The organism is Streptomyces noursei, assembly GCF_001646665.1.
In the GTDB taxonomy this organism is placed as follows: domain Bacteria; phylum Actinomycetota; class Actinomycetes; order Streptomycetales; family Streptomycetaceae; genus Streptomyces; species Streptomyces lavendulocolor.
The window spans coordinates 155,956-179,713 of record NZ_LWBU01000011.1 but is presented as its reverse complement, the minus strand read 5'-3'; the positions used below and the strand labels follow the sequence as shown (position 1 = coordinate 179,713).

Below are 23,758 nucleotides of genomic sequence, written 5' to 3'. Positions count from 1 at the left end.
GTTCGAGTGCAGTGGCCAGAATTCCGGACCGATGGAGTTTCCCCCGGGCGGAGGGCTCGTTACAGAGGACAGAGCCCCGCCCAGGACGCATCAAGTGGCTTGTGCGGCGGCCGAGTTGTAGCGAACAGACGCCGTTCCAGGAAGGACTCATCCCCATGAAGCCCACCAAGGTTGCTGCGGTCGTCGCCGGTTCCATGATGGCTCTGGGCGTGGCCGCCCCGGCCTTCGCCGTCGACAGCCTCACCCCGTCCAGCCTCAACGGAGGAGTCGAAGCGCTGGGCAAGCGCGGTCTGACCGAGGCCGTCCCGACCGACGCGGTGGGCAAGGTCACCGACGGCAAGGCCGTCGACAAGGTGCAGGGCGCCACCGGCGGCCTGGACGGCGCCAAGGACACCGCCCAGCCGCTCCTCGGCGGACTGCCCGCGCTGGGCAAGTAGTACGCCGGGGCACACGCCCGGCGACACACGCGGAAGGAGTGCGGCCGCGTGGACGACGCTGCCGGGGCCGACGGGAAACGACCACGTTTCCGTCGGCCTTTCGGCATTTCCGGACCCGCCCGTCAACACCGCCGTCGCCATTGCTGCAACCAGGGGAATCCTGACGCGTTTTTCGGCGCGTGCTCGTTCTTTTGGGCAGCACCGTACTCACAGCCCGGGAAGGCGTACGCAGCAAATGAACCTGAAATCTCAGGCCGGCATGGGGATTCTCGTCACGTGCCTCGCATCCGCGGCGATGGCGTCGCCCGCCGCCGCAGCGACCACCGTACCGGTCGCGCCGGTCGACGTGCCGCTGCACGGCCTCGGCACCGTACTCCCCACCGAGACCCCGACCCTGCGTACCGGCGTGCCCATCCCGCTCCCGGGGGCGCCCATGGGGCTCACCGGACACGGTGAGGGCAGGTTCCAGCCCGTCCTCCTGCCGCAGCTCCCGGTCACGTCGGGCGTCCCGGAGACGCTGGTCAGCGCCCCGCTGCCGGACGCCGTCGGCGAGGACCCGACGGGCCGGGCCCTGGTGGCGGCCCCCGCCTCGGAGCTCCGGGCGACGACCCCGGGCGCGATCCTCGGCCTGCCGGTCACGCCGCCGCGCGCCGAGACGCTCGGCATGCCCGGCGCCGAGCTGCCGCAGGCCGGTCTCCTGTCGCCCAGCGTGACCGGAGGCCTGGACTCCACGCTCGGCCTCGACGGGCCGAAAGACTGATCCGCCGCCCTTCCCGCCGGCCGGTCACCCGTTCCGCGCAATCCCCGGGGCCAAAAGAGCGAATGCCGTGCCACGACCGGTTGTTGGGGTGGCGCGGCCGTTACCCGGCCTGACGAGTGGCGTTGTAGGGGAGTGACGACCGCAGGTCCGCGGTCGGATTTCCACGTACAAGGAGATTTTGATGTCTCGCATCGCGAAGGCTGCCGCCGTCATCGTCGGCACGGGCGCTGTCGCCCTGAGCGGAACCGGCATGGCCGTCGCCGACGCGCGGTCCGACGCCGCAGCCGTCGAGTCCCCCGGTGTCATCTCCGGCAACGCGGTCCAGGTCCCGATCCACATCCCGATCAACCTGTGCGGCAACACCATCGACATCATCGGTCTGCTGAACCCGGCGTTCGGCAACCAGTGCGCCAACGTCGACGACCACAAGAAGCACGGCGGCTACGGCAACTGACCGTCCGTAGCGCGTACGGCCCCCCGGCCCACCGGCCGGGGGGCCGTTCCGCGTCCGCGGACCCCTCAGGCGTAGCGGTAGAGGTGGCGGTGGTCGGCGACGTCGTCCGGGGTGGCCCGGAACGGCGGCATCGGCTCGTGCCGCGCGACGACCCGCCGGTACTGGGCCGAACCGGGCGGGGGCGGGGAGGCGGGCAGGTAGCGGGCCTCGGGGTTCTTGCGCTGCCAGCGCGACCAGACGAGGTCGATGAAGGAGTGGTGGAGCCAGAAGACCGGGTCGTTGACCGACGCGCCGCCGAGCATCAGTCCGCCCACCCACCGGTGGACCCGGTTGTGGTTGCGCCACCGGCCGTTGCCCGCCTCCCGCGTCCAGCCCTCCAGCGCGTTGCGGAAGCCGGTGCGGCTGGTGGAGTCCCAGGGGGCGGAGTCGTAGACCGTCTCGGCGGTCGCCCGGGCCAGTTCCCGCGCGGTGGGCAGCTCGATCGGGTTGGCGGGGTTGCCGAAGTTGCGGGTGAGGAACGGGCTCTCGGTCACGCCGACCGTGATCGGCCAGTCGCCCCTTTCGTACGCGAACGGCCCGGTGGTCACCTGGCGGTCGCCGCGCCGGCCGTTGCCGCCCATGAAGTCCTCGCCCCACAGGGACGCCGCCGGGGTGTTGTCGCGGGTCCAGTCCCAGTAGGGGACGGTCACCGTGGGGTCGACGCTCCTGAGGGCCCGCTCGAACTCCAGCAGGTACTGGCGGTGCCAGGGCAGGAACGACGGCGCCATGTGCGCCACCCGCAGGTCGTCGTCGCCGTCCGCGCTGTAGTACCGGACGTGCGTGCGGACGAAGTCGTCGTACCGCCCGCTCCTCTTCAGCTCCAGGACCGCGCCGACGAACTTCCTGCGCTCGGCGGCGGTCAGGTCGCGCTGGTTCTTACGGACGTACACCATGGTGCGCTCCCAGTGCCAGTCGGGCGGAACCCAGCTCGTCCACGGCGCCGCGGGCGGCCGCGAGGGGGGTCGGGTACGACGAGTAGTGGTCGACGGGCGTCAGGTAGCCGCCGCCGGCGCACCGCATCAGGTGCAGGGGCCGGCCGTCGACGCGCACGTCGAACCCCGCGCCGGCCACCGGCCGCCCCTGGATGTGCCGCCCCCGGTACATCTCGTCGAACCCGCCCGCGGCCGCCCGCCCCGCCCCGTCGGCCCGCGTGGTGGCGACGTGGGCGAGCGCCCCGCCGGTGAAGGCGGTGACGGTCAGCGCGAAGAGCGACCGCAGGACGGTGCGCCGGCGCGGGAGGAGTCGGGACAACGGCTGTGCGACGCTCATCGATCGGGCTCCCTGCTCGTCGTGGCTCCCCCGGACCAACGACCCTGATCGTGAACCGTTCCGGAGGGTGTCACCGCGTCCATTACCCGGCCAGGTGAATCATCGCCCCGTCATATGGGCCGAACGGGTGGAAACGCTCACGAAGGGCCCAAGGGGCGGCACTAGCATCCGGCCCCATGACCTCTTCCACCACCGCCACGACGCCGGGCCGGCAGGAATCGCTCCTGGGCACCCTCACCGTCATCCCCTGGGCCAACGAACCGGAGTCCGAGGCCGACGCGCCCGTGACGCCGTTCCTGATGGTGTACTCCCTCGGCGACGGCCGCGACGGGCCCGAGGCCGGGGCGGAGGCGTTCCGCGGGGAGCTGGAGAAGATCGGTCTGACGATCGGCGACCGGGTCGCGGACCTCGCCCGGGAGACCCGGATCCCGATCACGCTGCTGGTGGAGGCCGAGCAGGCGGTGCTCAACATGCCGTTCATGAAGGTGCAGTGCCCGGTGCCGCCGGAGTGGGAGAAGGCCGCCCACGAAAGCGGCAAGGCCTACCTGATCTGCGCGCTGCGCCCCTGGCCGGAGGCCGTGCACGGGAAGCCGGTCGGCGAGGAGCGGCTGCGGGCGTTCCTGGCCGACGAGGAGATGGTGGCGCAGAGCGCGCACTGCCTGCTGCCGGTGCGCAGGGTGCGTACCTGACATCCGGACGGAAGGGGCCCCGGCGCGGGAAGGGTTGACCCGTCGCCGGGGCTTTCCCTCGTTCCGGTGGAAGAAAACGGGGAAAACCGCGATGAAAGGATTCCGCGTGTAGCGTCGCCGCATGACGATGACGCGTGTGAAGGACGAGGCACCCCTCGCCCGGAGCGAGCAGGCGGAACAGCCCCCGACGGCGGTGGGCGCCGGCCGGGCGTTCGGCTGGATGCTGGTGATCACCGGTGCGGTGGGGCTGCTGGCGGCGTGGGTGATCACGCTGGACAAGTTCAAGCTGCTGGAGGACCCGAACTTCACGCCGGGGTGCAGCCTGAACCCGGTCGTCTCCTGCGGCAGCATCATGAAGAGCGACCAGGCCTCGGTCTTCGGCTTCCCCAACCCGATGCTGGGCCTGGTGACGTACGGCATGGTCGTCGCCGTCGGCGCCGCCCTCCTCGCCGGTGCGCGCTTCCGCCGCCGGTTCTGGCTCGGACTCAACGCCGGCACCCTCTTCGGCGTCGGCTTCTGCACCTGGCTGATGCAGCAGTCGCTGTACGAGATCAACGCGCTGTGCCTCTGGTGCTGTTCGGCCTGGCTCGCGACGCTCGTCATGTTCTGGTACGTCACCTCGCACAACGTGCGCACCGGCCTGCTCCCGGCCCCGCGCGCGGTCCGCGGCTTCCTGGACGAGTTCACCTGGGTGCCGCCCGTCCTGCACACCGGGAGCATCGGGATGCTGATCCTGACCCGCTGGTGGGACTTCTGGACCGGCTGATCCGCCGACCGGCGGCCCCACCCGCACCGTCCGGTGCGGGCCCGGGGCCCCGTGACACCAGAAGACCCAGGTCGCACCTGCGTGACCTGGGCCTTCGTCTGAGCCGCCTTCGGGATTCGAACCCGAGACCTACGCATTACGAGTTGTCCGGTCTTGGTCCGGGGTTGTTCAGGGACGTTCGCAATCACCGCTGCTTACCTGGTCAGAAGGGTTGCTGGATTCCTGTGGACGACAGCGGACAATCTCGGAATCGGCGGCCATTGAGACCACATTTGAGACCTTGCTTCGGCGCCATCGCGGTGCCCCCATTCCCCCTAGGTGGCGGCGTCTACGATAGCGGCAGCCTTCACAAGGGCGGCGACGTGCTTCCGGACCGCGTCTTCCCTATGGCATCCGGCTGCGACAGCAGCAGGCAACCATCCAGCTCCTTTAGCTACTCCCAGATTCGGCGCGAACCGCTCCAGCTCGCCCACCCTCACCGCGACGATCCCCATCGAATCAAGCTTTTGGAGAAGAGACTGAGCCGCCACTGGATCGCCGCGAAAGGCCAACTCTCCGTAGTCTTTCAATGCGGACCATGGATTTCCCTTGCCTCTCAACTGCGCCATGAACTCTCGCCGAACGTCCGCCGTAAAGTAATCTTCTCCCCTAGAAGAAAAAACGCCGTTCAATGCTGCAAGAACGTCAGCTACATGGGTGGCCTCGCGAGGTTGCCTGAACTCTGCGGTCGCCTTGTCGTAGTCGGATTGGAGATGCGACCACTCTCCCCCCATAGCCTGAACGAGAACTCGCATCTTACCTCTGTCGTTCAAGACGTCTAGGTCCGGGCTGGCGACCACAGGAACGCTGACCGAACGCAACACCTTCGCGAGCCGAGGGAACCCATCCTTACCACCACTAGGCACGAACAATACATCACCGGGAAGAATAGGGAGCCCACCCCTTGGTGCATACTCTTCCAGGGCGGACGAATAAAAAGTACAGTCCCGCTCAGCTTCAGCGAGGACGACAGCCTTGTGGAAGAGCCCATCTAGAACGTTCGAGTACCGCAGAACCGGATCGTTCCAAATACTCCTTAGCTCCTCAACGTTAAGTTGACGCGCTCGCGTTCTATCGCCAGCCGCTCTTTCAAGGCGGACAATCGACACATCCGCCTCCGATTGCAGCAAACCAGAGAGAATATTGCGATCGTGAGTCGCCAGGACAATCTGCGTATTCTTTACCCTAGCCTGTTCACCGAGGATTCTACCCAAGGCCATGGCTTGTGGCGGGTGAAGAAACGCTTCAGGCTCATCAATGAAAACGATTGGATAGACAGATGTCACCAAGGAGACGAGAAGCCCGATGAGGCTTTTCATGCCATCCCCTTGCTCCATCAACGTAGGCAGCGACGACAGAGCGGTTCGGTACTCCGCGCTAATTTCATCCACCCTTGGTGAAGGGATACCCGTTTCACCGACTCGTAGATTAATATTTTTGCTAAGGCGGTCAAGCGTGAGAGGTTGACCAAACACCTCCATGGAGAGATTGCACAGTTCCGCAAAGAGGTCAGAGCGGTCCTGGAGGACATGAAGAGGAGACACGGCAGGGTCGTCGAAAACATTACGCATCTCCACCGAAGCCGCGCTGTGAATTCTTTGCCATGCGTCTCCATAGAACACCAGGAGATCCCACATCTCCTGCAACCCATGTTCAATCGCATCGAACGAAAGGCGCCAGCTAATCGCATCAATGGGCACTTGGGCACCAGGGCGAACGAAGTTATTCTGCCCGCCGATATTGACCACTTTCGCGTGCTGCAAAATTCTAGCCTTGGCATCCTCCTCACTTCCTGACCATTCCAGTGGAGCGTTTTCTACAATAAAGGAGGTGCCGTGTAGGGGTGCGTTGACAGGACCAAATCTGATGTGGGTCGACATTTCTCGAATAAGTGTCGACTTGCCCGCATTATTAGGCCCCACGATGGCAGTTACGCCCGCCCGAGGAAGGGTGATCACGTCACCACTTAGAAGCTTTACAGACGAAACGCGAATTGAGAAAGTTTCAGCATTCCCCGCCGATTCGGTTGATTCCATCAGGACCCCTCTCAGTTTCAACGCTCCAAGCAACGATATATCCGTCCAGTTCCTCATGGGAGCGAGATCGAAACTTTCAGATGACCGAGTTGGCGGTCCGTTCAGGGCGGAGGTGATGAACGGTCCTCCCGGTGTAGGCCATGGCGTGGGAAGCTGGGGCGGCACGACGGTCGGTAGAGCAGGAGGAGCGAGTGCCGCAGCAAGTTAGCCCACGGGGGACCTTCCTGAAGGTTGCGGATGCGGTGAGGACCCGTATCGAGGCGGACCCGGACATGGTGGAGCTTCCATCTGCTGCTGACCTCATGCGCGACTACAAGATCTCGCGTGGGGTGGCGCTCCGGGCGTTCAGTGTTCTCCAACGGGATGGCATCGCCGAGCCAGTGCCTGGCGGACGATGGCGCGTGATACGAGCAGGGAACCAAGCCGATCGACGCCCGCTGGTCGATCGAATCGCAGACATCGTCACGGAGGAAGGTCTCGAAGTAGGGGCAGCCTTTCCCAGCGCTTCCGTTCTGGCAGCGCGGTTCGGTATCTCTCGTCCCACCGTGACCAAGGCTCTGGACAAGTTGGAGGCCGCCGGCGTGCTGGCGAGCGGGGGGCAGGGCAAGGCGCGGACGGTCCGTGCTGTGCCGATTCGAGAGGAGCGTTCGTAGCTTGTCGGAGCTGACGGAGTGGGCCTACCCCTTGGCGGAGTCCCTGCTTGCCGAGCCCTTGCCACGCCGCTGGAAGCACTGCTTGGGGGTCGCTGAGCGGGCGCGCAGTATCGCGCGCATCCTCGGAGAGGATGCCGAGCTGCTGGAAGCGGCGGCCGTCCTTCATGACATCGGGTACTCGCCAGGTCTTGCCAAGACGGGCTTCCACCCGCTGGACGGCGCCCGCTACCTCCGGGACGTGGCTCGCGCTGACGAACGGGTCGTGAACCTGGTAGCCCACCACTCGTGTGCGTGGATGGAGGCAGAGGCGAGAGGGCTCCGAGAGGAACTGGAATCCAAGTTCCCCCGTGACAGCCCGCACCTGAACGACGCGCTCTGCTATTGCGACATGAACACGACGCCGGACGGTACGCCCACGAACCCGATCGACCGAGTCAACGAGATCGCCGGAAGGTACGGGCCGGACAGCCTGATCGGCACGTTCATCCGCCGGGCAGAGCCGGAGATCCTCGCGAGCACCTCGCGCGTGCTGGAACGGGTCGCTACCGCCAAGCGTCAACCGATGTAGGGGGTTGTCCGCGCGCGATCCATGGCGTGCTCGATCCGGAGCCGCATGGTGGGGTGGATGTCCAACTTCGACAAGTCCGCTGGGTCAGCCCAGCGGACTTGTGTCGTCTCGTTGCTCGTACGCAGCTCACCCCCGACGGGGCGCGCGCGAAAGCAGATGCTGAACTGCTGGCGAACCTCTCCGTCGTCGTACTGCATCACGTGACCCGGGTCGGTGTAGATCCCCGACATGCTGACGACTTCAGCCTTGATGCCGGTTTCTTCCCAGACTTCGCGCACCACGGTGTCACTGATCGACTCGCCTGCGTCGTGACCTCCACCGGGCAACGCCCAGCGCCCATTGTCGGACCGCTGGATCACCAGCACCTGACCCGCATCGTTCTGTACGAAGGCCACGACAGACGGGACGACCGAGTTGGCCGGCGGAGCGTCAGGGTCGTGCAAGTAGTCGATGCGTCCCATGTTCATGCTCCCGTGACGTCGCGGTCCGTGATCTGGCGTGCGCCTCCCCAGGTCTGTTCGATGCTATTCGCGTAGGTGTCGAATAGACCGCCGCCCGGCATCCGCCGTAGGTGGAAGACCGGCGCCATGTAGGCACCGATGCCGTAGACATGGGGGTTGACGAGCATCTCGTCATCGGACCGGTAGATGGAGTTGTAGAGCGTAGTTGCGTGCAGACGGAAGCGGATCTCCGGACAGCTTTTGAAGAGAGGCCGATAGTTCACCAACGCGTTCCGGATCTTCCCGTCCATGATTCGATGGCCCTCGTCCATGCCACGCTGCCGGACCGCTTCGCAGTCGGGGTCCCCCAGCAGGACGCGTACCTGCGTGGTCGCCTCAGCCTTCTTCTTCAGAAGATCCAGAAACGAAGGGTCCTCGGACAGGAAGAGCCCCGAGTAGACGAGCACGTCAAGGTTCCTCCCCGCCCGCGCGTACAGCTCACGCCAGAGGCCGGGCGGCACGGTGTGCCGATGCGGGTAGACAGCGACGATCTCCGCTTTGGTCAGGTCTGTCGCGCTGTCCACCGCGCGCCTGTCGTCCCACAGGGTCGTGACGTCGACATTGAGCACTGTGGCCGTTGCGTACTGGTGCCGCCGGTACGGCACTTTGCCCTGCGTGATCCAGCGCTCAATCGTTTTTGGGTTGACTCCGATCTCATCGGCCAATCCCTGGACGGTCATGCCACGGGCTAACAGAGCCGACCGCAGGCGTTCGTTGGACATCTGCACCCCCGATGGGACGTCTAGGGACTTCTTGACGGTAGCCAGAACTCCCTGAGCTGTCTACGCATGGGGTAACCAACTCCCCTCACCTGCACCGATGCTGATTGTGCGCCAGGAAGTTCCGGCGCAAAGCCATGCGATTCCGTCGACGTACTTGACGAGGACCCATGCAATACCTGTAAAACAGGTACTGCATCCCAGCGAGGGCGGGAACCGCTCGGCTGGATGGCGGCTGATGCCGCACGTGCAGAGGGCGGGGACGCTGCAATCCCGCTAAAGGCCAGGTGGAACAGGGTTTCGGCCCGTACTGGCGAGGTGGCCCGGTGACCGCGAGCAACGGCCGGAGGGTGGGGATATAGGTCCCCCTTGCAGTGCTTCATCCCCGTTGTTCGAAACCAAGGAGGCTTCGGTGCTCCGACGAAGACTTCAGGTGCCGCCACCGCTGGACCGGCGAGGCGACCACGCCCACCGCGTCACCTGACCCCTGCAGTCGCATTGCTGCGGCCGGTTGCCTCCCCCGCCCGTCCGGCCCGCTGGCCGTACGGGTGGGGCCGAGGGGAGCCGGATTGCTGGTTCCAACGGCGTGCACCCCCGGAGCGGCTACTCCGGGGGTGCTGTTCGGGCCGTTTCACCTGCTAGGGAGACCACGACCCATGAACCACATCGTCACTGTTCAGGACGCTGTTACCGCGTTCGCCGACTTCATGGAGCCGACGGTCGCGGAGCTGGACGCGATCGAGCGGGAGATGCCCGTGATCCTCGCGGACGTCGACCTGCTGGACGCGCACATCGTCACCCTCGACCGCACGCCGACCGAGCTGGACGAGCGTCGCATCCGCCGGGCCCGCCGCCGCGCGCTGGCCGCCCGGGTCGCGCTGGTCAACCGCGCGGCCGGCACGAGCCTTACCGGCGGTGCCGCGTGAGTACCACCGACCGCAATCTGATCGCCGCGCACGCCGAGGTGAAGGCGGAGATCGCGCGGACCGACACCAAAGCCGCGCTGCTGCTGGTGTTCGTCGGCGCGGTGCTCGGCGGTACCTGGTTGCTCGCCCGGGACCTGCCCCTGTACTGGCCCGCCATCCTCGCCGGCGGGCTCGGGGTGGGGCTGCTGGTGGCGGCGGCCGGTCTGCTGCTGCGCTCGACCCGCCCGAACCTGGGCGGCCGGCACGGCTTCCCCCTGTGGGCCACCCTCACCCCGGAGGAGATCCCCGCCGCCGTCGCGGGGGACCTGGCCGCCGACATCGCCGGCCTGTCCCGGCTGGCGGTTGCCAAGTTCTCCTGCCTGCGCCAGGCGGTCGACCTCACCCTGACCGCCGGCGGCTTGCTCTTCTTCGCCGCCCTGCTCACCGCCGGGGGTGTGCGATGACCGGCGCGAAGCTCACCCGCGTACAGGTCGGGGTCCTGGCGGCGGCGTTCGTGCCGATGCTGGCCACGGGCGTGTTCGGCGGGATCGGCACCTACAGCAACATCGGCCACGCCTACGGCAAGGGCACCGCGCTCGGTGCGCTCGCCGCCGGTGAGGGCGCCACGGCTGTGCTCGCCCTGGTCCTGCTGGGTCTGACCATGCTGGGGCAGTCCTCCCCGCGCATCGTCCGCGCCGGTTTGTGGGCGCTGCCGGCCGCCGCCGCCGTCATGGGGGCGATGGCCGCCCCCGATCCGGGGCGGACCGTGATCTACGCCCTGACCCCGATGGGCATGTCCGTCTCGGCCGAGGGCATGGCGTTCCTGGCCCGGCGGATCGTGGTGCACACCGACGGCCGGGACGCGGAGAACGAGCGCCGCACCGCCGATCTGGTCCAGGCGCTCGCCTACCACCGCGCCCGCGCCACCCAGCACCCCAGCGACCGGGTGCGCAAGCGCTCGGACCGGGCATCGTGGCGGCTGGCCCGCAAAGTCGGGGTCGGGGACGCGGCGCTCGGATCGAGGCTGCTGGACGTTCAGCGCGAGCGTGTCACCGCCGGTGCGGACGCCGCGCTGGCCTCGATGTTCGGCGGCACCACCCTCGCCCCCGCACTCGACTCCAGTCCGGAACTGAATGCGGAGGAATCCACCCAGTTCATCAGGAAACGGTCTACGGCTGACCTGCCCGAATCGACCCCGGGCCCGGTGGTCACGTTGACCCGGCTGACGGTGCCCGATCCGGTCGCGGTCGACCTGGGCAAGTCGACCCCGCCCCTCAAGCCGTTCCCGCTGGCCGTGGCTGCTCCGGTGGCCTCGATCGAGCGGCGGGCGGTCGCTGCTGCTGAGTCGATCCGGCCGCGCCGCACCACCGGCCGTCTGCCAGCGGTGGCGAAGTCGACCCGTCCGAAGCGCACCCCGGCCGAACTGCTCGCCGAAGCGCGGGCGGCGACGGCCGACTGGCCGGACGCGAAGGTGACCGCCGAAGGCATCCGCCGCACGGTGCGCACCTCGCCCGCGAACGCCCGAATCTTGCGGGACACCCTGCTCGCTGAACGCGCCGCATCGGCTGAGGTGGCGTGATGGGGGCGCTGCCGGTGTTCCGGTGGCGCCTGGCCCCGGACGGCTACGCCACCCGTCGCCAACTCCGCGCACAAGGTCTTCGGCCCGGCGGCCAGGACGTGGCAGCTCAGCTCGAACGGCCGCGCCGCCGGCGCGGCCCGCTGGTCGCCTACCTCTACCGCGTCGACCTGGCCAAGCCGGTGAGGCCCATGACGGACGCGAAACGGGCGGCTCTGGCCAAGGCGAATGCCGCGCGCCGCACCTGCCCGCAGTGCCGCCGGGATGCCGGCTACGTCATCCCGCCCTCGCTCGGCACGTGTGTGCCGTGCGCCTTCCCCACACCTTCCGACTGTCCGAGGAGTGTCTGACATGGGTAAGCCCGACACCCGCCGCCTGGACCGCGCCATCCAGGAGGCGAGCCGGAAGCTCGCAGCGGTGCAAAACCGCGAGTTGTGGCCGCTGGACGGCCGCGAGCGCCGCGCGATCCTCGCCAGTGCGGCCAGCGGCTCCTACCGCGTCGCGCGCGGTGGCAGCTCCGCCCGCGCGGAACGCAAGCTGGACACCGCCTGGGCGTCGGCCGAGACGCGGCTGATCGCCGAGATCGCCGCGCTCACCACGGAGAGGCAGCGGGTCGTGAACGAGGCCGCGAAGGCGAAGGCTGCCAAGAAGTCCTCCAGCTGGTGGTGACCGCCCGCGCCGTATGACGCGCGCTTGGGGTGGCCGTTCCTGCCACGGTCCCGGCCACCCCAGCGCGCCCTCTCATCTTCCGCCCCGCCTGGGGCAGTCAGGAGTCTTCCCCTCATGGGTGACAACGTCGTTCACCTGCGCAAGAACACCGACCTCCCGCCCGCCGACAACGTGACCACTTTGACCGTGGTCCCCGACCCCGCACCGCCCGCCCTCGTGCCGCTGTGGGTGCGCTCCGGCCGGGCCATCAAGCGGCTGGCCACCGACGAGCGCACCACCACGGCCGCGCGTGCGGTGGCACGGCACAGCCTCTACGTGGTGGGCGGGGCGCGGATCGTGGCCCGCCGTACGTGGGACGGGCGGACCGCAGCCCGCTACGAGCGCTACATGCGCGCGGCGGAAGCCGCGGGGAACATGGAAGCGGCTGCCGAGTGGGAGGAGCGCGGGCAGCGCTTCCGCGAAGCGCGCCACCGTCGCCGCATGGACCTGCTGCACTCCCCGCTCGATGCCGCCAAGAGTGTCGCCGTCGGCGCCGGGATGAGCGTCGGAGTGCTGGTGGCTCTCGGCGTGGTGATGGCCATCAACACCGGTCGGGTCGGGGAGGTCATCACGCCCCTGGCGGCGACGATCGACTTCATCGCCCTGCTCATCCGCATCGTGCAGATCGTGTGGGGTCCGGCGCTCGCGATCGGCCCGTTCCTCGCCTTACTCGCCCTGTGGGGCGTCGGCCGGCACCAGCAGGCCGCACCCGCCTGGGCGCTTCCGGCGAACGCACGGTCGGGCGAGGGGGAGCCGATCACGCCGTCCATCGTCGTCAAGGCCCTGCGTGACCTCGGCGTGCCCGCCCTGCGCAACGCCATCAAGGAGATGGGCGACGCCGGCGCGAGCATGCTCGGTCCGATCCGGATCGCCGGTTGCGGTGTCGAGGTGGACGTGACGCTGCCGTCCGGGGTGGCCACGAACGAGGTGCAGAACCGGCGGCGCAAGCTCGCCGAGAACCTGACCCGCCACGAGCACGAGGTGTTCATCACCATCCCGACCGCCGCCCGCACGGTGCGGCTGTGGATCGCCGACTCCGGAGCGCTGGACGAGCCGATCGGCCCGTCCCCGCTGGTCACCGACGAGACGATGACCGCGAACTACAAGACCGGCAAAGCCCCGTGGGGACAGGACCTGCGCGGTGACGCCGCCGCGATCAGCCTGTATCAGCGCCACCTGCTGGTCACCGGCCTGTCCAACCAAGGCAAGACCGCAGCCCTGCGCGCACTCGCCCTGTGGCTGGCCCTGGACCGCTCCGTGCAGTTCTGGATCGCCGACCTGAAGGGTGTCGGCGACTGGGCCATGTTCGAGGGCATCGCGAAGGTGCTGATCGAGGGCCCCTCCGACGGCCACTGCATTCAGGCGACCGAGATGGTCGAGGACGCGGTGGAGGAGATGAACCGGAGGATCGAGGCGGTCCGCAAGGACCCGTCGCTCGGGTTCCCGCCGCTGATCGTGCTGGTGGATGAGGCGCAGAAAGCGTTCATGTGCCCGGCCAAGGGCGAGGACGGACGCCCCTACGGCGGCGCCAAAGCCACGTCGCGGTACTTCATGGCCGTCCGCGAAATTCACAACCAGGGGCGTGCGGTGGACGTGCTGATGTGGCAGGGCACGCAGGACCCCACCGACCAGAACCTGCCCAAGCTGGTCCGCGAGGGTGCCCACACCCGCGCCTCCCTCGTGGTCGGCACCGAGTCGCAGGCCCGCATGGCGCTGGGCGACAAAGCCGTCAACGCCGGCGCCGCCCCGCACCTGCTGCGCCAGGGCCTGGACAAGGGAACCCTGGTCATCGCCTCCGACGGCATCACGATCCCTGCCGGGCAGGCGTCCATCACGGTGCGGACCCACTTCATCGACGACGAGCCGGCCGCCGAAGTCGCCGACCGGGCCAAGACCCTGCGCGACGGTGTCACCACCCTGCGCGTGGTCGAGCAGGACGAAGAGCGTGACGCGCTCGCCGACGTCGCCGACGTCATCGGCGACGCGCCCCGGCTGCGGACCAACGAAGTGCTGAAGCGGCTGCACGCCCTGGCCCCGAAGGTCTACGGCGACCAGTGGACCAACGACAGGCTCAAGAGCCTGCTGGAGGAGCACGGCGAGGAGCCGAAGAAGTCGCACGGCGTCATGGTCGTCCACCGCGATCACGTCCTGCGAGCACTCGCCAACCGCGACACGGACGGTTCCACTTCCGCCGCAGAGTAGCGGGGAAGCACAGCCACCCGGCCCGGGGAGGCGGGGAGAACTCCCCAACCCCCTCCCCGAACCGTCTCCCCCACGCTGATCAGCGAAAACACCACTTCGGGGAGGCGGGGAGCCTGCCTGCTCAGACCCCCGAAACCCCCTCCACACGGCACCCCGAACGGCGTGCCGCCGCCTCCCCCACCGAGCACCGGAATGGATTCCGCATGTACCCCGACCACGTCCACCAGCGGGCCGTAGAGGTCCACCACCCGACCCCGCTCCCGCCCACCGCGGGCCACCCGTCGCCGGTCGTGCCGGTGCAGCCGGCCGCCGTCCCGACCGTGGCGAGCATCGTCCTGCCGGACGGCCGCGTCATCACCGGCTACGCCATCGACCCGCACCGCCCCGAGCCGGTCACCGCCAAGCCCGCCGTCTCCCGCACGGCGATCAACGTCGCCCTCGGCGGCGTCGGGTTCCTCGCGGTGTGCGGCGGACTGCTCCTGCTCACCTCGTTCATCGCCGCGCTCACCGCGTTCATCACCCAACTGATCACCCTGGCCGCCGTCATCTTCGGCGGATGGATCGCCGCCCAGGTCCTCAGCCCGAGCGGCCACCAGGGCGGCACCACCGTGAACATCCGCAAGGCCACGTTCAAGCGCAACCACTTCCACGGCTGAACCGACCCGACCAAGGAGCGAAACCCGAATGACCGAGACCTTCGAGACCATCCGCTACACCGCCGACGTGGTGTGCATCCGCGACGGTGCCGTCCTGCTGATCGAGCGGGGATGGCCGCCGCACAAGGGACAGCTCGCCCTGCCCGGCGGGCACGTCGACCCCGGCGAAACCTCCCGCGCCGCCGCCGCCCGCGAACTGCTGGAGGAGACCGGCGTCCGCGTCGACGCCGACGACCTGGACCTGATCGGCATCTACGACGCCCCCGACCGCGACCCGCGCGGCCGGTACGTCACCGCGGCCTACCTGGTGACCGTCCCCTACGACACCACCGCCCGCGCCGGGGACGACGCCGCCGCCATCCGCTGGGTGCCGCTCGACCACACCGGCCCTCTCGCGTTCGACCACGGACAGATCGTGGCCGCCGCCGCGCGGCGCCGACAGAACGCCCCGCTCTAGCTATGCCAAGGGCGGCCCCCGCTTCCGCCAAGAACACCGGGGCCGCCCTTGTCTCCAGTCCGCTACAGACCTGTTGGAGGTCTCCCAGCATGACTCAACCGACCGTGATCCGGCGAGTAGGCCGCGTAAGGCCGTTGCTGCTGGACCTGTTCTGCTGCGCCGGCGGCGCGGCCATGGGCTACCGGCGGGCCGGGTTCGACGTCGTCGGCGTCGACATCGCCCCGCGCCCGAACTACCCCTTCACCTTCCACCAGGGCGACGCCCTCACCTACCTGGCCAACCTGATCGCGTCGGGGGAGATCCGCCGGTACGCGGCCGTGCACGCCTCCCCGCCCTGCCAGAACAAGTGCGCGCTCACGGTGGGCACCAACCGCTCCCAGGGCTGGGGCGGCACCCACATCGACCTGGTCGCCCCCACCCGCGCCCTGCTGGAGCGGACCGGCCTGCCGTACGTGATCGAACAGCCCAACGGCCGCGCCGCCATCCGCAAAGACCTCTCGCTGTGCGGGGAGATGTTCGGGCTCGGGGTCCTGCGGCACCGCAACTTCGAGTTGGGCCGCTGGACCATGGCCCGACCGGCGCACCCCAAGCACCGGGGCCGGGTGCGCGGCTACCGGCACGGCCGCTTCTACGACGGCCCCTACGTCGCCGCCTACGGCTCCGGAGGCGGCAAGGCCACCATCGCGGAGATGCAGAACGCCATGGGCATCACCTGGACCGACGTGCGCGAGGAGCTGACCGAAGCCATCCCGCCCGCCTACTCCCAGCACATCGGCCGCGCCCTGCACACCTCCCTCCGCTCGGTGGGGGTGGCGGCATGAGCGACCTGTTGAACACCGGGCTCGGGCTCGCCGCGGCGAGGGTGCCGGTCCTGCCGCTGCGGGCCGGGAAGGTCCCGTTCGGCAACTGCCCCGACTGCCGGGACAACGCCTGCGGCGGCCGGCCGACCATGAAGACCGCCGGGACCTGCGCGTGCCCGCGCGTCTGTCACGGCTGGGCCGCCGCCACCACCGACCCGGCCGTCATCACCTCGCCCGCCTGGGCGCCGAAGTGGCGCAGGGCCGCCGCCGTCGCCTACCACCCGGGCGGAGCCGGGGTGACCGTGGTGGACCTGGACGACGACGAAGCCGTCGCCTGGGCCCGCACCGCCCTGCCCGCCACGTGGACCGTGCCGACGACGCGCGGCGAGCACTGGATCTACCGAGGCACGATGCGGTCGGCGAACGCCGTACGGCCCGGCGTGGACATCAAGTCGACCATGGCCTACGCCCGCTACCTCGGCCCCGGCACCGGCACCATGACCGCCCTGCCCGACACCGTCCGCGCCCTGACCGTGAAGGAGCCCCGCCCGGCCCGGACGGCGCACGCCTCCACCGTGCCCACGTCGGCCCTGGGCGGGCAGTGCCCTCACCGCACCCCCGCCTACCTGGAACGGGGCATCACCATGGCGGAGCAGCGCATCACCAGCACCACAAGCGCGGTGCACGCGACCGTGTACCGGACGTTCCTCGCGGTGCTGTCCACGCACGGCCGGTGCGGCTGCCTGACCGACACCCACATCACGCGGCTGTTCACCGCCGCGCAGTCCATGGGCGAGACCGTCCGGCACTGCACCGACGCGTGGGCCAACGCCCGCACCGCCCTGGGGATGTGAGCCATGTCCGAGGACGAGAAGACCCCTGCTCGCCAGATCATCACCGACTATGCGCAGAAGCATTTCCGGTACTTCCGCACCGCTGACGGGACCGTGTACGCGCAGAGGAATGGCCACCCCGTGGCCCGGCCGATCCGCTCCCAGGGCACCACGGGCAGCCACCGGCAGGAACTCATGGTCGGCCTGTTCAAGGACGGCATCGGCGTGTTCAACGGCACCGCACTCAAGGAGGCCCTGGACTTGATCGAAGCGCTGGCGCTGACCGAGGGCACCCAGCCCGTGCACATCCGCGTGGCGCCCGGCTTGGACGGTGCCACCTGGTTGGACTTGGGCCGCGGTGATGGGCAGTCGGTCCGTATCCACCCCACCGGGTGGGATATCGCTGTCCCGGATCCGCGTGAGGTGTGCTGGCGCCGTACCCAGCTCACCGGGGAGCTGCCCCTGCCCGCCAAGGACACCGACGGCAAGGGCATCGACCTGCTGCTGAGGCTGACGAACTTCGCCACTGCGGAGACCGAGTGCCTGGCCGTCGCCTGGCTCATCGGCTGCCTCGGCCCCTCTGTCCCCGTCCCCGCTCCGTTCCTCACCGGCCCCCAGGGCGCCGGGAAGTCCACGGCCGGGCGGATGCTGGTTCGGATCATCGAGGGCATGAGCGGCGACCTGCGCCGCGCCCCGAAGGATGAGGAGAACCTGACCACGACCGTGGCCGCCGGGTGGGTCACCGCCCTGGACAACCTCTCCCACATGACCCCGGACCTCTCCGACGCCATGTGCCGCATCGTCACCGGCGCCGAAGACGTCAAGCGGGCCCTGTTCACCGACGGGGACGTCTTCCGCATCGGTTACCGCCGTCCGATGCTGCTGACCGGCATCGATGTCGGGGTTATCCGCCCCGACCTCGCTGAACGGCTCCTCCCGCTGCGGCTTGAGCGTCCGCGCGTGCGGCGCACCGAGGCAGAGCTGTGGGCGGAGTACGAGCAGGTGCTGCCCGTCATCCTCGGCTCGCTCCTGGACCTGACCGTGAAGGTGCGGGCCGCCGAAGCGGACATCCCGACCGACCTGCGGATGGCCGACTTCGCGCACCTATGCGCACAGCTCGACGCCGCGACTGGCTTCGGCTCGCTGGACGCCTACCGGGCCAGCCTGGACGACCTCAACGACGACGTCATCGAAGGCGACCTGCTGGCTCAGACCGTGCTGAAGCACGCCGCCGGCATGATGCCGGGCAGCGAGACCCGGATGACGTCCTCGGAGTGGCTGTATGCCCTCACCGGCCTCTACAGCGGTGAGGAGTGCCGTCCCCTGCCCAAGGGGTGGCCCACCACCGGCAAAGTCCTCTCCGACCGCCTCAAGCGCCTCCAACCGACGCTGGCCGCCCGGGGCGTGCTCATCGACTGGGGCCGCACCGGCTCCGCCCGGTACATCGCCATGACCCGCCCGCCCACGCCTCCCGCCCACCAGCAGGAAGCGCTGACCTGACCTGCCGCACCACGACGGCGCGGCGCGGACAAGCAAGAGGAGCACCGGGCGCCGCGCGGACGTGCTCCTCTTGCAGTTCGGCGGCTCGCCGCCGCCGGTGGTCGCGCCGCGAAGCGGCTCCGCATTCGCTCTCTGAGCCGCGACGCACTACAACAAGACAACCCTTCCTTTGTCCTAGAGGAAGAGACGCTGCGTCACCTGCGTCACCCCAGGGCACAAAGTGGCCCCTGACCTGCCGCAACAGGAATGACGCAGACGACGACGGCTGCGTCATCCCGCGTCACCTGCGTCATGGGTGACGCAAGCCCTGCGTCACCCATGACGCAACCCACTACCCGCTGCGTCACGCGAAACCACAGCTCAGAGGCATGACGTGACGCAGATGACGCAGTGACGCAGAAATCCGCACCTCGGACAGGCGCAAGCTCTGACAACTGCCCAAGATCCTGCTCCCTAGGAGACACCCCGATGAGCACCGCGATCGCTGCTCCCGTCGACCGACTCCTGTACAAGCCCGAAGAGGCTGCCGAAGTGCTCGCCATTGGCCGCTCGACCGTCTACGAGCTGATGGCAGACGGAGTTCTGACCTACACCAAGTTGGGCCGCTGCCGCCGCATCAAGCGGCGCGATCTCGAAGCGTTCGTGGACAGCCTCGAACCACAGCACAACTGACCCGAGCACGCCCTGAGGCGCCCCGAGCATCGTGCTAGGGGCGCCTCCCGCATGGAGGAGCACATGAGTCCCCGCAAGCCCAACATGGAGTCGTCCATCTACTTCGGTGCCGATGGCTGGTGGCACGGCCGAGTGACGATGGGCGTCAAGGGCGACGGCGGCCCCGACCGACGCCACCGCCGGGCCCGGACCGAGGCCGAGATCAAGCGCAAGGTGAAGGAGCTGGAGCGCCAACGGGATCAGGGGCGCGCACCCGCAGCGGCCCGTAAGCCGACCGTCGCCGCGTGGATGGAGACCTACCTCACCGGCATCGCGAGCCTGAAGCTCAAACCGCGCTCGCTCGACGACTACTGGTCCAAGACCCGCAACGACATCATCCCCGGCGTCGGCAAGCACCGCATCGACAAGTTGCAACCCGAGCACCTTGAGCGGATGTACCGGTCCATGCTCGACGCCGGCCACGCTCCCTCGCACGTCGTGAAGGTGCACCGCATCCTGTCCCGCGCCTTGAAGATTGCCCACCGTCGCCGCATCGTCGGCGAGAGCGTGGCCACGCTCGTGGACCCGCCGAGCATCGACGAGACCGAGGCCAACCCCTTCACCAAGGAGGAAGCGAAAGCGTTCCTCGAGGCCGCGTCGAAGCGGCCCACCTTCATGCGGTGGATCGTCGGTGTCGGCATGGGGTTCCGGCAGGGCGAGACGCTTGGACTGCGCTGGTCGTACGTCGACCTGGAAGCAGAGCTGTTCCGCCCCGAATGGCAGCTTCAGCGCCTCACGTGGCGACACGGCTGCGACGACCCGCACACCTGTGGGGGGCGACTGCACCGCTTTGAGCCTTGCCCGCCGAACTGCACCACGCACAAGGGCTACAAGCGAGGCTGCCCGAAGCCGTGCACCAAAACGTGCACCAAGCATGCGAGCGCCTGCCCGAAGCGCAAGGAAGGCGGGCTCACCTTCACCCGTCCCAAGACCAAGAAGAGCCGGAACGCCGTGCCGATCCCGCCCGTCTTCGTCCCCCTCCTTCACGACCACAAGGCCCAGCAGGAAGCGGCACGGGAAGCCGCCGGGGAACTGTGGCAGGAGCACGACGTCGTGTTCTCGCGCCCGGACGGCCGGCCGCTCGACCCGCGCGCCGACTATGAGGAGTTCAAAGAACTCCTCCAGGCAGCCAGGATCGATGACCGCCGCCTGTACGACGGGAGCCGTCACACCGCCGGCACGATCCTGAACGAATTGGGTGTGGACATGCCCACGATCATGGAGATCTTGCGGCACACCCAGATCAGCCAGACGCGGCGATACGTGAAGGGCCGATCCCACCTGTCGAGGGACGCCATGCGGCGCATGGGCGAGTTCTTCGTACCGCCGCAGTTGGCCCCGAGTCCGGGCCCCACTGAGACCAAGAGTGAGACCACCGACACCCGTGCGGCACGCTCCCTGCGCCGTCGCCGGATCCGCTGAACGAAAAAGCCCAGCTCAGACTAGGTCTGAGCTGGGTTTTGAGTGAGCCGCCTTCGGGATTCGAACCCGAGACCTACGCATTACGAGTGCGTTGCTCTGGCCAACTGAGCTAAGGCGGCACCGCCCTGCGAACCCACTGGTGGGTGCAGCAGCGGGGACAAGTCTACACAGGTCCGGGGGGTGCCTCGCACACGCGTCAGGTGCAGCGCTTTCCGGGCGGGGGGACCGTGCCGTCCAGGAGGAAGGTGTTGATCGCGGTGTCGACGCAGTCGCTGCCGCGGCCGTACGCCGTGTGGCCGTCGCCGTCGTAGGTGAGGAGGTTGCCGGAGGAGAGCTGGGCCGCGAGGGACTTCGCCCACTTGTAGGGGGTGGCCGGGTCGCGGGTGGTGCCGACGACCATGATGGGCGGGGCGCCGTCCGCCTGGATGCGGTGGGCGGAGCCGGTCGCCTCGACCGGCCAGTACGCGCAGTTCAGGGAGGCCCAGGCCAGTCCCTCGCCGAAGACGGGTGACGCCTTCTCGAAGGACGGTACGGCGGCGGCGGCCTCGGCGGGGCCGGTGAAGGCGGGCGGCTGGTCGAGGCAGTTCACGGCGGCGTTGGCGTACATCAGGTTCGAGTACGTGCCGTCGTCCTCGCGCTCGTAGTAGCTGTCGGCCAGGTCCAGCAGCGCCGAGCCCTCGCCGCCCATCGCCCGGGTGAGGGCCTCGCGCAGCTGCGGCCAGGCGGACTCGTCGTACATGGCGGCGATCACGCCGGTGGTGGCCAGGGCCTCGCCGAGCGGGCGGCTCTCGCCGGTCGGGACGGGCTTGGCGTCCAGCTCGGCGAAGAAGGCCTTGAGGCGGTCGGCCGCCTCGTCGGGCGAACCGGTGCCCAGCGGGCAGTCCGTCTGCTCGACGCAGTCGGCGGCGAAGGACCGGAAGGCCGTCTCGAAGCCGGCCGTCTGGTCGCGGTTGAGCTGGGCGGTGGGCAGGGACGGGTCCATCGCCCCGTCCAGTACGAGCCTGCCGGTGCGGGAGGGGAACAGCTCGGCGTACGTGGCGCCGAGGAACGTGCCGTAGGAGGCGCCCACGAAGTTCAGCCGCTTGTCGCCGAGCACCGCGCGCAGGATGTCCATGTCACGGGCGGACTCGACGGTGGAGACGTGCGGCAGGATGCGGCCGGAGCGCTTCTTGCACCCGGCGGCGAAGGCCTTGAAGGAGGCGGCGAGGCGGGCGGTCTCGCCGCCGTCGTCGGGCGTCTGGTCCACCTGCGTGTAGGCGTCCATCTGCGGGCCGTCGAGGCACCGGACGGGCTCGCTGCGGGCCACGCCGCGCGGGTCCACGGCGACCATGTCGTAGCGGGCCCGGACCGGGGCGGGGTAGCCGACACCCGCGTACCCCTGGAGGTAGCCGACCGCCGAGCCGCCCGGGCCGCCCGGGTTGACCAGCAGCGAGCCGAGGCGCTTGCCGGGGCCGGTGGCCTTGATGCGGGAGACGGCCAGCTTGATCTGCTCACCGCCGGGGTCGGCGTAGTCGAGCGGCGCCTTCATGGTGGCGCACTCGAAGCCGGGGACGCCGCACGCGCGCCAGATCAGCCGCTGGCCGTAGAACTCGCGGAGCCGCTCGTCCGGGGCCGCCGATGGCGGGGCCGGGGCGGAGGCGGCCGGTGTCGTGCCCCCTTCCGTGCAGCCCGCGATGAGCAGGCCGAAGACCGAGAGGGTGACGGCGGACGTGCGGAACAGACGACGTGAGTCCATGACCGGAGCGTAGCCGTCCGCTGACTCCTTGTGTCCGCGACCACTCGGACGGGTCACCCCGCGCGCAGCGCCATGGTCATGGCCTCCACCGCGAGCAGCGGCGCGACGTTGCGGTCCATGGCCTCGCGGCAGGCGAGGACCGCCTCGATCCGGCGCAGCGTCCGCTCGGGCGTCGAGTCGCGGGCCACCCGCTCCAGCGCGTCCCGCACGTCCTCGTTGGCGAGGGCGGTGGCCGCGCGGAGCTGGAGGGCGAGGACGTCGCGGTAGAAGCTGGTCAGCTCGCCGAGGGCGAGGTCGAGGCTGTCGCGCTGGGTACGGGTGCGGCGGCGTTTCTGCTTGTCCTCCAGCTCCTTCATCGCACCGGCGGTGCCGCGCGGCATCCGCCCGCCGGGGGTGCCGCCGAGGGCGGCCTTCAGCTCCTCGGTCTCCTTGGCGTCGGTGCCCTCGGCGACCTCCTTGGCGTCCTCGGACGCCGCGTCGATCAGTTCCTGGGCGGCCTTGAGGCAGCCGCCGACGTCCTCGACGCGCAGGGGCAGCTTGAGCACGGTGGCCCGGCGGGTCCGGGCGCGCTCGTCCGTGGCGAGGCGCCGGGCGTGGTCGATGTGGCCCTGGGTGGCGCGGGCGGCGGCGTACGCGGCGTCGGGCTCGATGCCGTCCCGCCGGATCAGGACGTCGGCGACGGCCTCGACGGGCGGGGTGCGCAGGGTGAGGTGGCGGCAGCGGGAGCGGATGGTGGGCAGGACGTCCTCGATGGACGGGGCGCACAGGATCCACACCGTGCGGGGCGCGGGCTCCTCCACGGCCTTCAGGACGGCGTTGGCCGACTTCTCGTTCAGCCGCTCGGCGTCCTCGACGAGGATGACCTGCCAGCGGCCGTTCGCGGGTGACGTGAACGACTTGCGGACCGTGTCCCGCATGTCGTCGACCAGGATCTGGGTGCCCACGGCGGCGACCGTCGAGACGTCCGCGTGGGTGCCCACCAGGGCCGTGTGGCAACCGTCGCAGAACCCGCAGCCCGGTTCGCCGCCCAGGGCGCGGTCGGGGCTGACGCACTGGAGGGCCGCGGCGAACGCCCGGGCGGCGGTGGTCCGCCCGGAGCCGGGCGGACCGGTGAACAGCCAGGCGTGGGTCATCTTCGACGCCTCGGGCCCCGCGGTGCCGCCCGCGTCGGCGGTGACGAGCGCGTCGGCGTCACGGGCGGCGGCCCGCAACTGCTCCTGGACGCGGTCCTGGCCGACCAGGTCGTCCCACACGGGCATGGGTCACCGCCCTCCTGCTTGCGTATCGATCCGGCTTCCCATTGTGAGGCAGGGGTACGACAGCG

Annotated in this window: 27 protein-coding genes and 1 tRNA gene; 20 read left to right on the top strand and 8 right to left on the bottom strand. The window is 69.2% G+C overall.

All coding sequences use genetic code 11. From position 1 onward, the window contains the following. Window positions 1–155: 155 nt before the first annotated feature. The 3 genes from A4V12_RS01585 (at window position 156) to A4V12_RS01575 (ending at window position 1,651) form a co-directional block, all read left to right on the top strand. The gene (locus A4V12_RS01585) at window positions 156–437 is read left to right on the top strand and encodes a hypothetical protein (RefSeq protein WP_064067319.1); all 282 of its coding nucleotides are present in this window, start codon (window positions 156–158) and stop codon (window positions 435–437) included. A 235-nt stretch (window positions 438–672) separates the two neighbouring features. Next, window positions 673–1,197: a hypothetical protein gene (locus tag A4V12_RS01580; RefSeq protein WP_064067318.1), complete on the top strand. Its 525-nt coding sequence runs from the start codon at window positions 673–675 to the stop codon at window positions 1,195–1,197. A 181-nt stretch (window positions 1,198–1,378) separates the two neighbouring features. Next, the gene (locus tag A4V12_RS01575) at window positions 1,379–1,651 is read left to right on the top strand and encodes a chaplin (protein ID WP_064067317.1); all 273 of its coding nucleotides are present in this window, start codon (window positions 1,379–1,381) and stop codon (window positions 1,649–1,651) included. 65 nt (window positions 1,652–1,716) lie between these two features. Here the strand turns inward: A4V12_RS01575 and A4V12_RS01570 are convergent, their stop codons facing one another. Together A4V12_RS01570 and A4V12_RS01565 are read right to left on the bottom strand one after the other, a co-directional pair. Further along, on the bottom strand, window positions 1,717–2,583 hold the full coding sequence (locus A4V12_RS01570; protein WP_064067316.1) for a tyrosinase family protein: 867 nt from the start codon (window positions 2,581–2,583) through the stop codon (window positions 1,717–1,719). After that, entirely contained in the window at window positions 2,567–2,959 is a 393-nt protein-coding gene (locus A4V12_RS01565) for a tyrosinase family oxidase copper chaperone (RefSeq protein ID WP_064067315.1), read from the bottom strand. The genes A4V12_RS01570 and A4V12_RS01565 overlap by 17 nt, the downstream gene beginning before the upstream one ends. Window positions 2,960–3,135: 176 nt before the next feature. Between A4V12_RS01565 and A4V12_RS01560 the strand changes: the two genes are divergently transcribed. Next, entirely contained in the window at window positions 3,136–3,648 is a 513-nt protein-coding gene (locus A4V12_RS01560; RefSeq protein ID WP_064067314.1) for a DUF5949 family protein, read from the top strand. A gap of 127 nt (window positions 3,649–3,775) precedes the next feature. Then, window positions 3,776–4,414: a vitamin K epoxide reductase family protein gene (locus A4V12_RS01555; RefSeq protein WP_234372042.1), complete on the top strand. Its 639-nt coding sequence runs from the start codon at window positions 3,776–3,778 to the stop codon at window positions 4,412–4,414. A gap of 314 nt (window positions 4,415–4,728) precedes the next feature. Here A4V12_RS01555 and A4V12_RS34145 read toward each other — a convergent pair whose 3' ends face one another. After that, a complete protein-coding gene (locus tag A4V12_RS34145) occupies window positions 4,729–6,489 on the bottom strand; it encodes an AAA family ATPase (protein ID WP_159028805.1) in 1,761 nt (586 codons plus the stop codon). 191 nt (window positions 6,490–6,680) lie between these two features. On the opposite strand from A4V12_RS34145, the gene A4V12_RS01550 reads away from it, so the two are divergent. Together A4V12_RS01550 and A4V12_RS01545 are read left to right on the top strand one after the other, a co-directional pair. Further along, complete coding sequence (locus A4V12_RS01550) at window positions 6,681–7,142, top strand: GntR family transcriptional regulator (RefSeq protein ID WP_064067312.1); 462 nt, start codon at window positions 6,681–6,683, stop codon at window positions 7,140–7,142. Between the two features lies 1 nt (window position 7,143). Beyond that, the gene (locus A4V12_RS01545) at window positions 7,144–7,710 is read left to right on the top strand and encodes an HD domain-containing protein (RefSeq protein WP_107415285.1); all 567 of its coding nucleotides are present in this window, start codon (window positions 7,144–7,146) and stop codon (window positions 7,708–7,710) included. Here A4V12_RS01545 and A4V12_RS01540 read toward each other — a convergent pair. Together A4V12_RS01540 and A4V12_RS01535 are read right to left on the bottom strand one after the other, a co-directional pair. Then, the gene (locus A4V12_RS01540) at window positions 7,698–8,171 is read right to left on the bottom strand and encodes an NUDIX domain-containing protein (protein WP_064067311.1); all 474 of its coding nucleotides are present in this window, start codon (window positions 8,169–8,171) and stop codon (window positions 7,698–7,700) included. The two genes, A4V12_RS01545 and A4V12_RS01540, sit on opposite strands and share 13 nt — an antisense overlap. 2 nt (window positions 8,172–8,173) lie before the next feature. Further along, the gene (locus A4V12_RS01535) at window positions 8,174–8,932 is read right to left on the bottom strand and encodes a helix-turn-helix domain-containing protein (protein ID WP_064067426.1); all 759 of its coding nucleotides are present in this window, start codon (window positions 8,930–8,932) and stop codon (window positions 8,174–8,176) included. A gap of 653 nt (window positions 8,933–9,585) precedes the next feature. Here A4V12_RS01535 and A4V12_RS01530 point away from each other — a divergent pair. From A4V12_RS01530 to A4V12_RS01470, 13 genes are all read left to right on the top strand, one after another. Further along, window positions 9,586–9,855, top strand: a complete 270-nt coding sequence (locus A4V12_RS01530) for a DUF6284 family protein (protein ID WP_064067310.1) — start codon at window positions 9,586–9,588, stop codon at window positions 9,853–9,855. Then, window positions 9,852–10,298, top strand: a complete 447-nt coding sequence (locus A4V12_RS01525; RefSeq protein ID WP_064067309.1) for a Pycsar system effector family protein — start codon at window positions 9,852–9,854, stop codon at window positions 10,296–10,298. The genes A4V12_RS01530 and A4V12_RS01525 overlap by 4 nt, the downstream gene beginning before the upstream one ends. Continuing rightward, window positions 10,295–11,413: a hypothetical protein gene (locus A4V12_RS01520; protein ID WP_064067308.1), complete on the top strand. Its 1,119-nt coding sequence runs from the start codon at window positions 10,295–10,297 to the stop codon at window positions 11,411–11,413. The genes A4V12_RS01525 and A4V12_RS01520 overlap by 4 nt, the downstream gene beginning before the upstream one ends. Beyond that, a complete protein-coding gene (locus A4V12_RS01515; protein WP_064067307.1) occupies window positions 11,413–11,760 on the top strand; it encodes an RRQRL motif-containing zinc-binding protein in 348 nt (115 codons plus the stop codon). Before A4V12_RS01520 ends, A4V12_RS01515 begins: the two co-directional genes overlap by 1 nt. Window position 11,761: 1 nt before the next feature. After that, window positions 11,762–12,079 carry a hypothetical protein gene (locus A4V12_RS01510; protein ID WP_064067306.1) on the top strand — a complete coding sequence of 106 codons (318 nt, stop codon included), beginning with the start codon at window positions 11,762–11,764 and terminating at the stop codon, window positions 12,077–12,079. Between the two features lie 114 nt (window positions 12,080–12,193). Then, window positions 12,194–14,320, top strand: coding sequence for an FtsK/SpoIIIE domain-containing protein (locus A4V12_RS01505; protein ID WP_064067305.1), 2,127 nt, complete (start codon window positions 12,194–12,196; stop codon window positions 14,318–14,320). Between the two features lie 203 nt (window positions 14,321–14,523). Next, window positions 14,524–14,976 (top strand): hypothetical protein, encoded by a 453-nt coding sequence (locus A4V12_RS01500; protein WP_064067304.1) that lies wholly within the window; start codon window positions 14,524–14,526, stop codon window positions 14,974–14,976. A 28-nt stretch (window positions 14,977–15,004) separates the two neighbouring features. Then, window positions 15,005–15,433 carry an NUDIX domain-containing protein gene (locus tag A4V12_RS01495; protein WP_064067303.1) on the top strand — a complete coding sequence of 143 codons (429 nt, stop codon included), beginning with the start codon at window positions 15,005–15,007 and terminating at the stop codon, window positions 15,431–15,433. An 89-nt stretch (window positions 15,434–15,522) separates the two neighbouring features. Then, entirely contained in the window at window positions 15,523–16,254 is a 732-nt protein-coding gene (locus A4V12_RS01490) for a DNA cytosine methyltransferase (protein ID WP_064067302.1), read from the top strand. Continuing rightward, a complete protein-coding gene (locus A4V12_RS01485) occupies window positions 16,251–17,087 on the top strand; it encodes a bifunctional DNA primase/polymerase (protein WP_064067301.1) in 837 nt (278 codons plus the stop codon). Before A4V12_RS01490 ends, A4V12_RS01485 begins: the two co-directional genes overlap by 4 nt. A 3-nt stretch (window positions 17,088–17,090) precedes the next feature. Beyond that, complete coding sequence (locus A4V12_RS01480; RefSeq protein WP_064067300.1) at window positions 17,091–18,566, top strand: hypothetical protein; 1,476 nt, start codon at window positions 17,091–17,093, stop codon at window positions 18,564–18,566. A 468-nt stretch (window positions 18,567–19,034) separates the two neighbouring features. Further along, a complete protein-coding gene (locus tag A4V12_RS01475) occupies window positions 19,035–19,238 on the top strand; it encodes a helix-turn-helix domain-containing protein (protein ID WP_064067299.1) in 204 nt (67 codons plus the stop codon). Window positions 19,239–19,301: 63 nt separating this feature from the next. Continuing rightward, a complete protein-coding gene (locus A4V12_RS01470; protein WP_064067425.1) occupies window positions 19,302–20,699 on the top strand; it encodes a tyrosine-type recombinase/integrase in 1,398 nt (465 codons plus the stop codon). Window positions 20,700–20,744: 45 nt separating this feature from the next. On the opposite strand, the gene A4V12_RS01465 is transcribed toward A4V12_RS01470, so the two are convergent. The 3 genes from A4V12_RS01465 to A4V12_RS01455 all read right to left on the bottom strand — a co-directional run bounded on the left by A4V12_RS01465 (window position 20,745) and on the right by A4V12_RS01455 (window position 23,693). Further along, window positions 20,745–20,818, bottom strand: a tRNA-Thr gene (locus A4V12_RS01465). Window positions 20,819–20,895: 77 nt separating this feature from the next. Next, window positions 20,896–22,434 carry an alpha/beta hydrolase gene (locus A4V12_RS01460; protein ID WP_064067298.1) on the bottom strand — a complete coding sequence of 513 codons (1,539 nt, stop codon included), beginning with the start codon at window positions 22,432–22,434 and terminating at the stop codon, window positions 20,896–20,898. A gap of 53 nt (window positions 22,435–22,487) precedes the next feature. Beyond that, window positions 22,488–23,693, bottom strand: coding sequence for a DNA polymerase III subunit delta' (locus A4V12_RS01455; RefSeq protein ID WP_064067297.1), 1,206 nt, complete (start codon window positions 23,691–23,693; stop codon window positions 22,488–22,490). Between the last annotated feature and the right edge of the window lie 65 nt (window positions 23,694–23,758).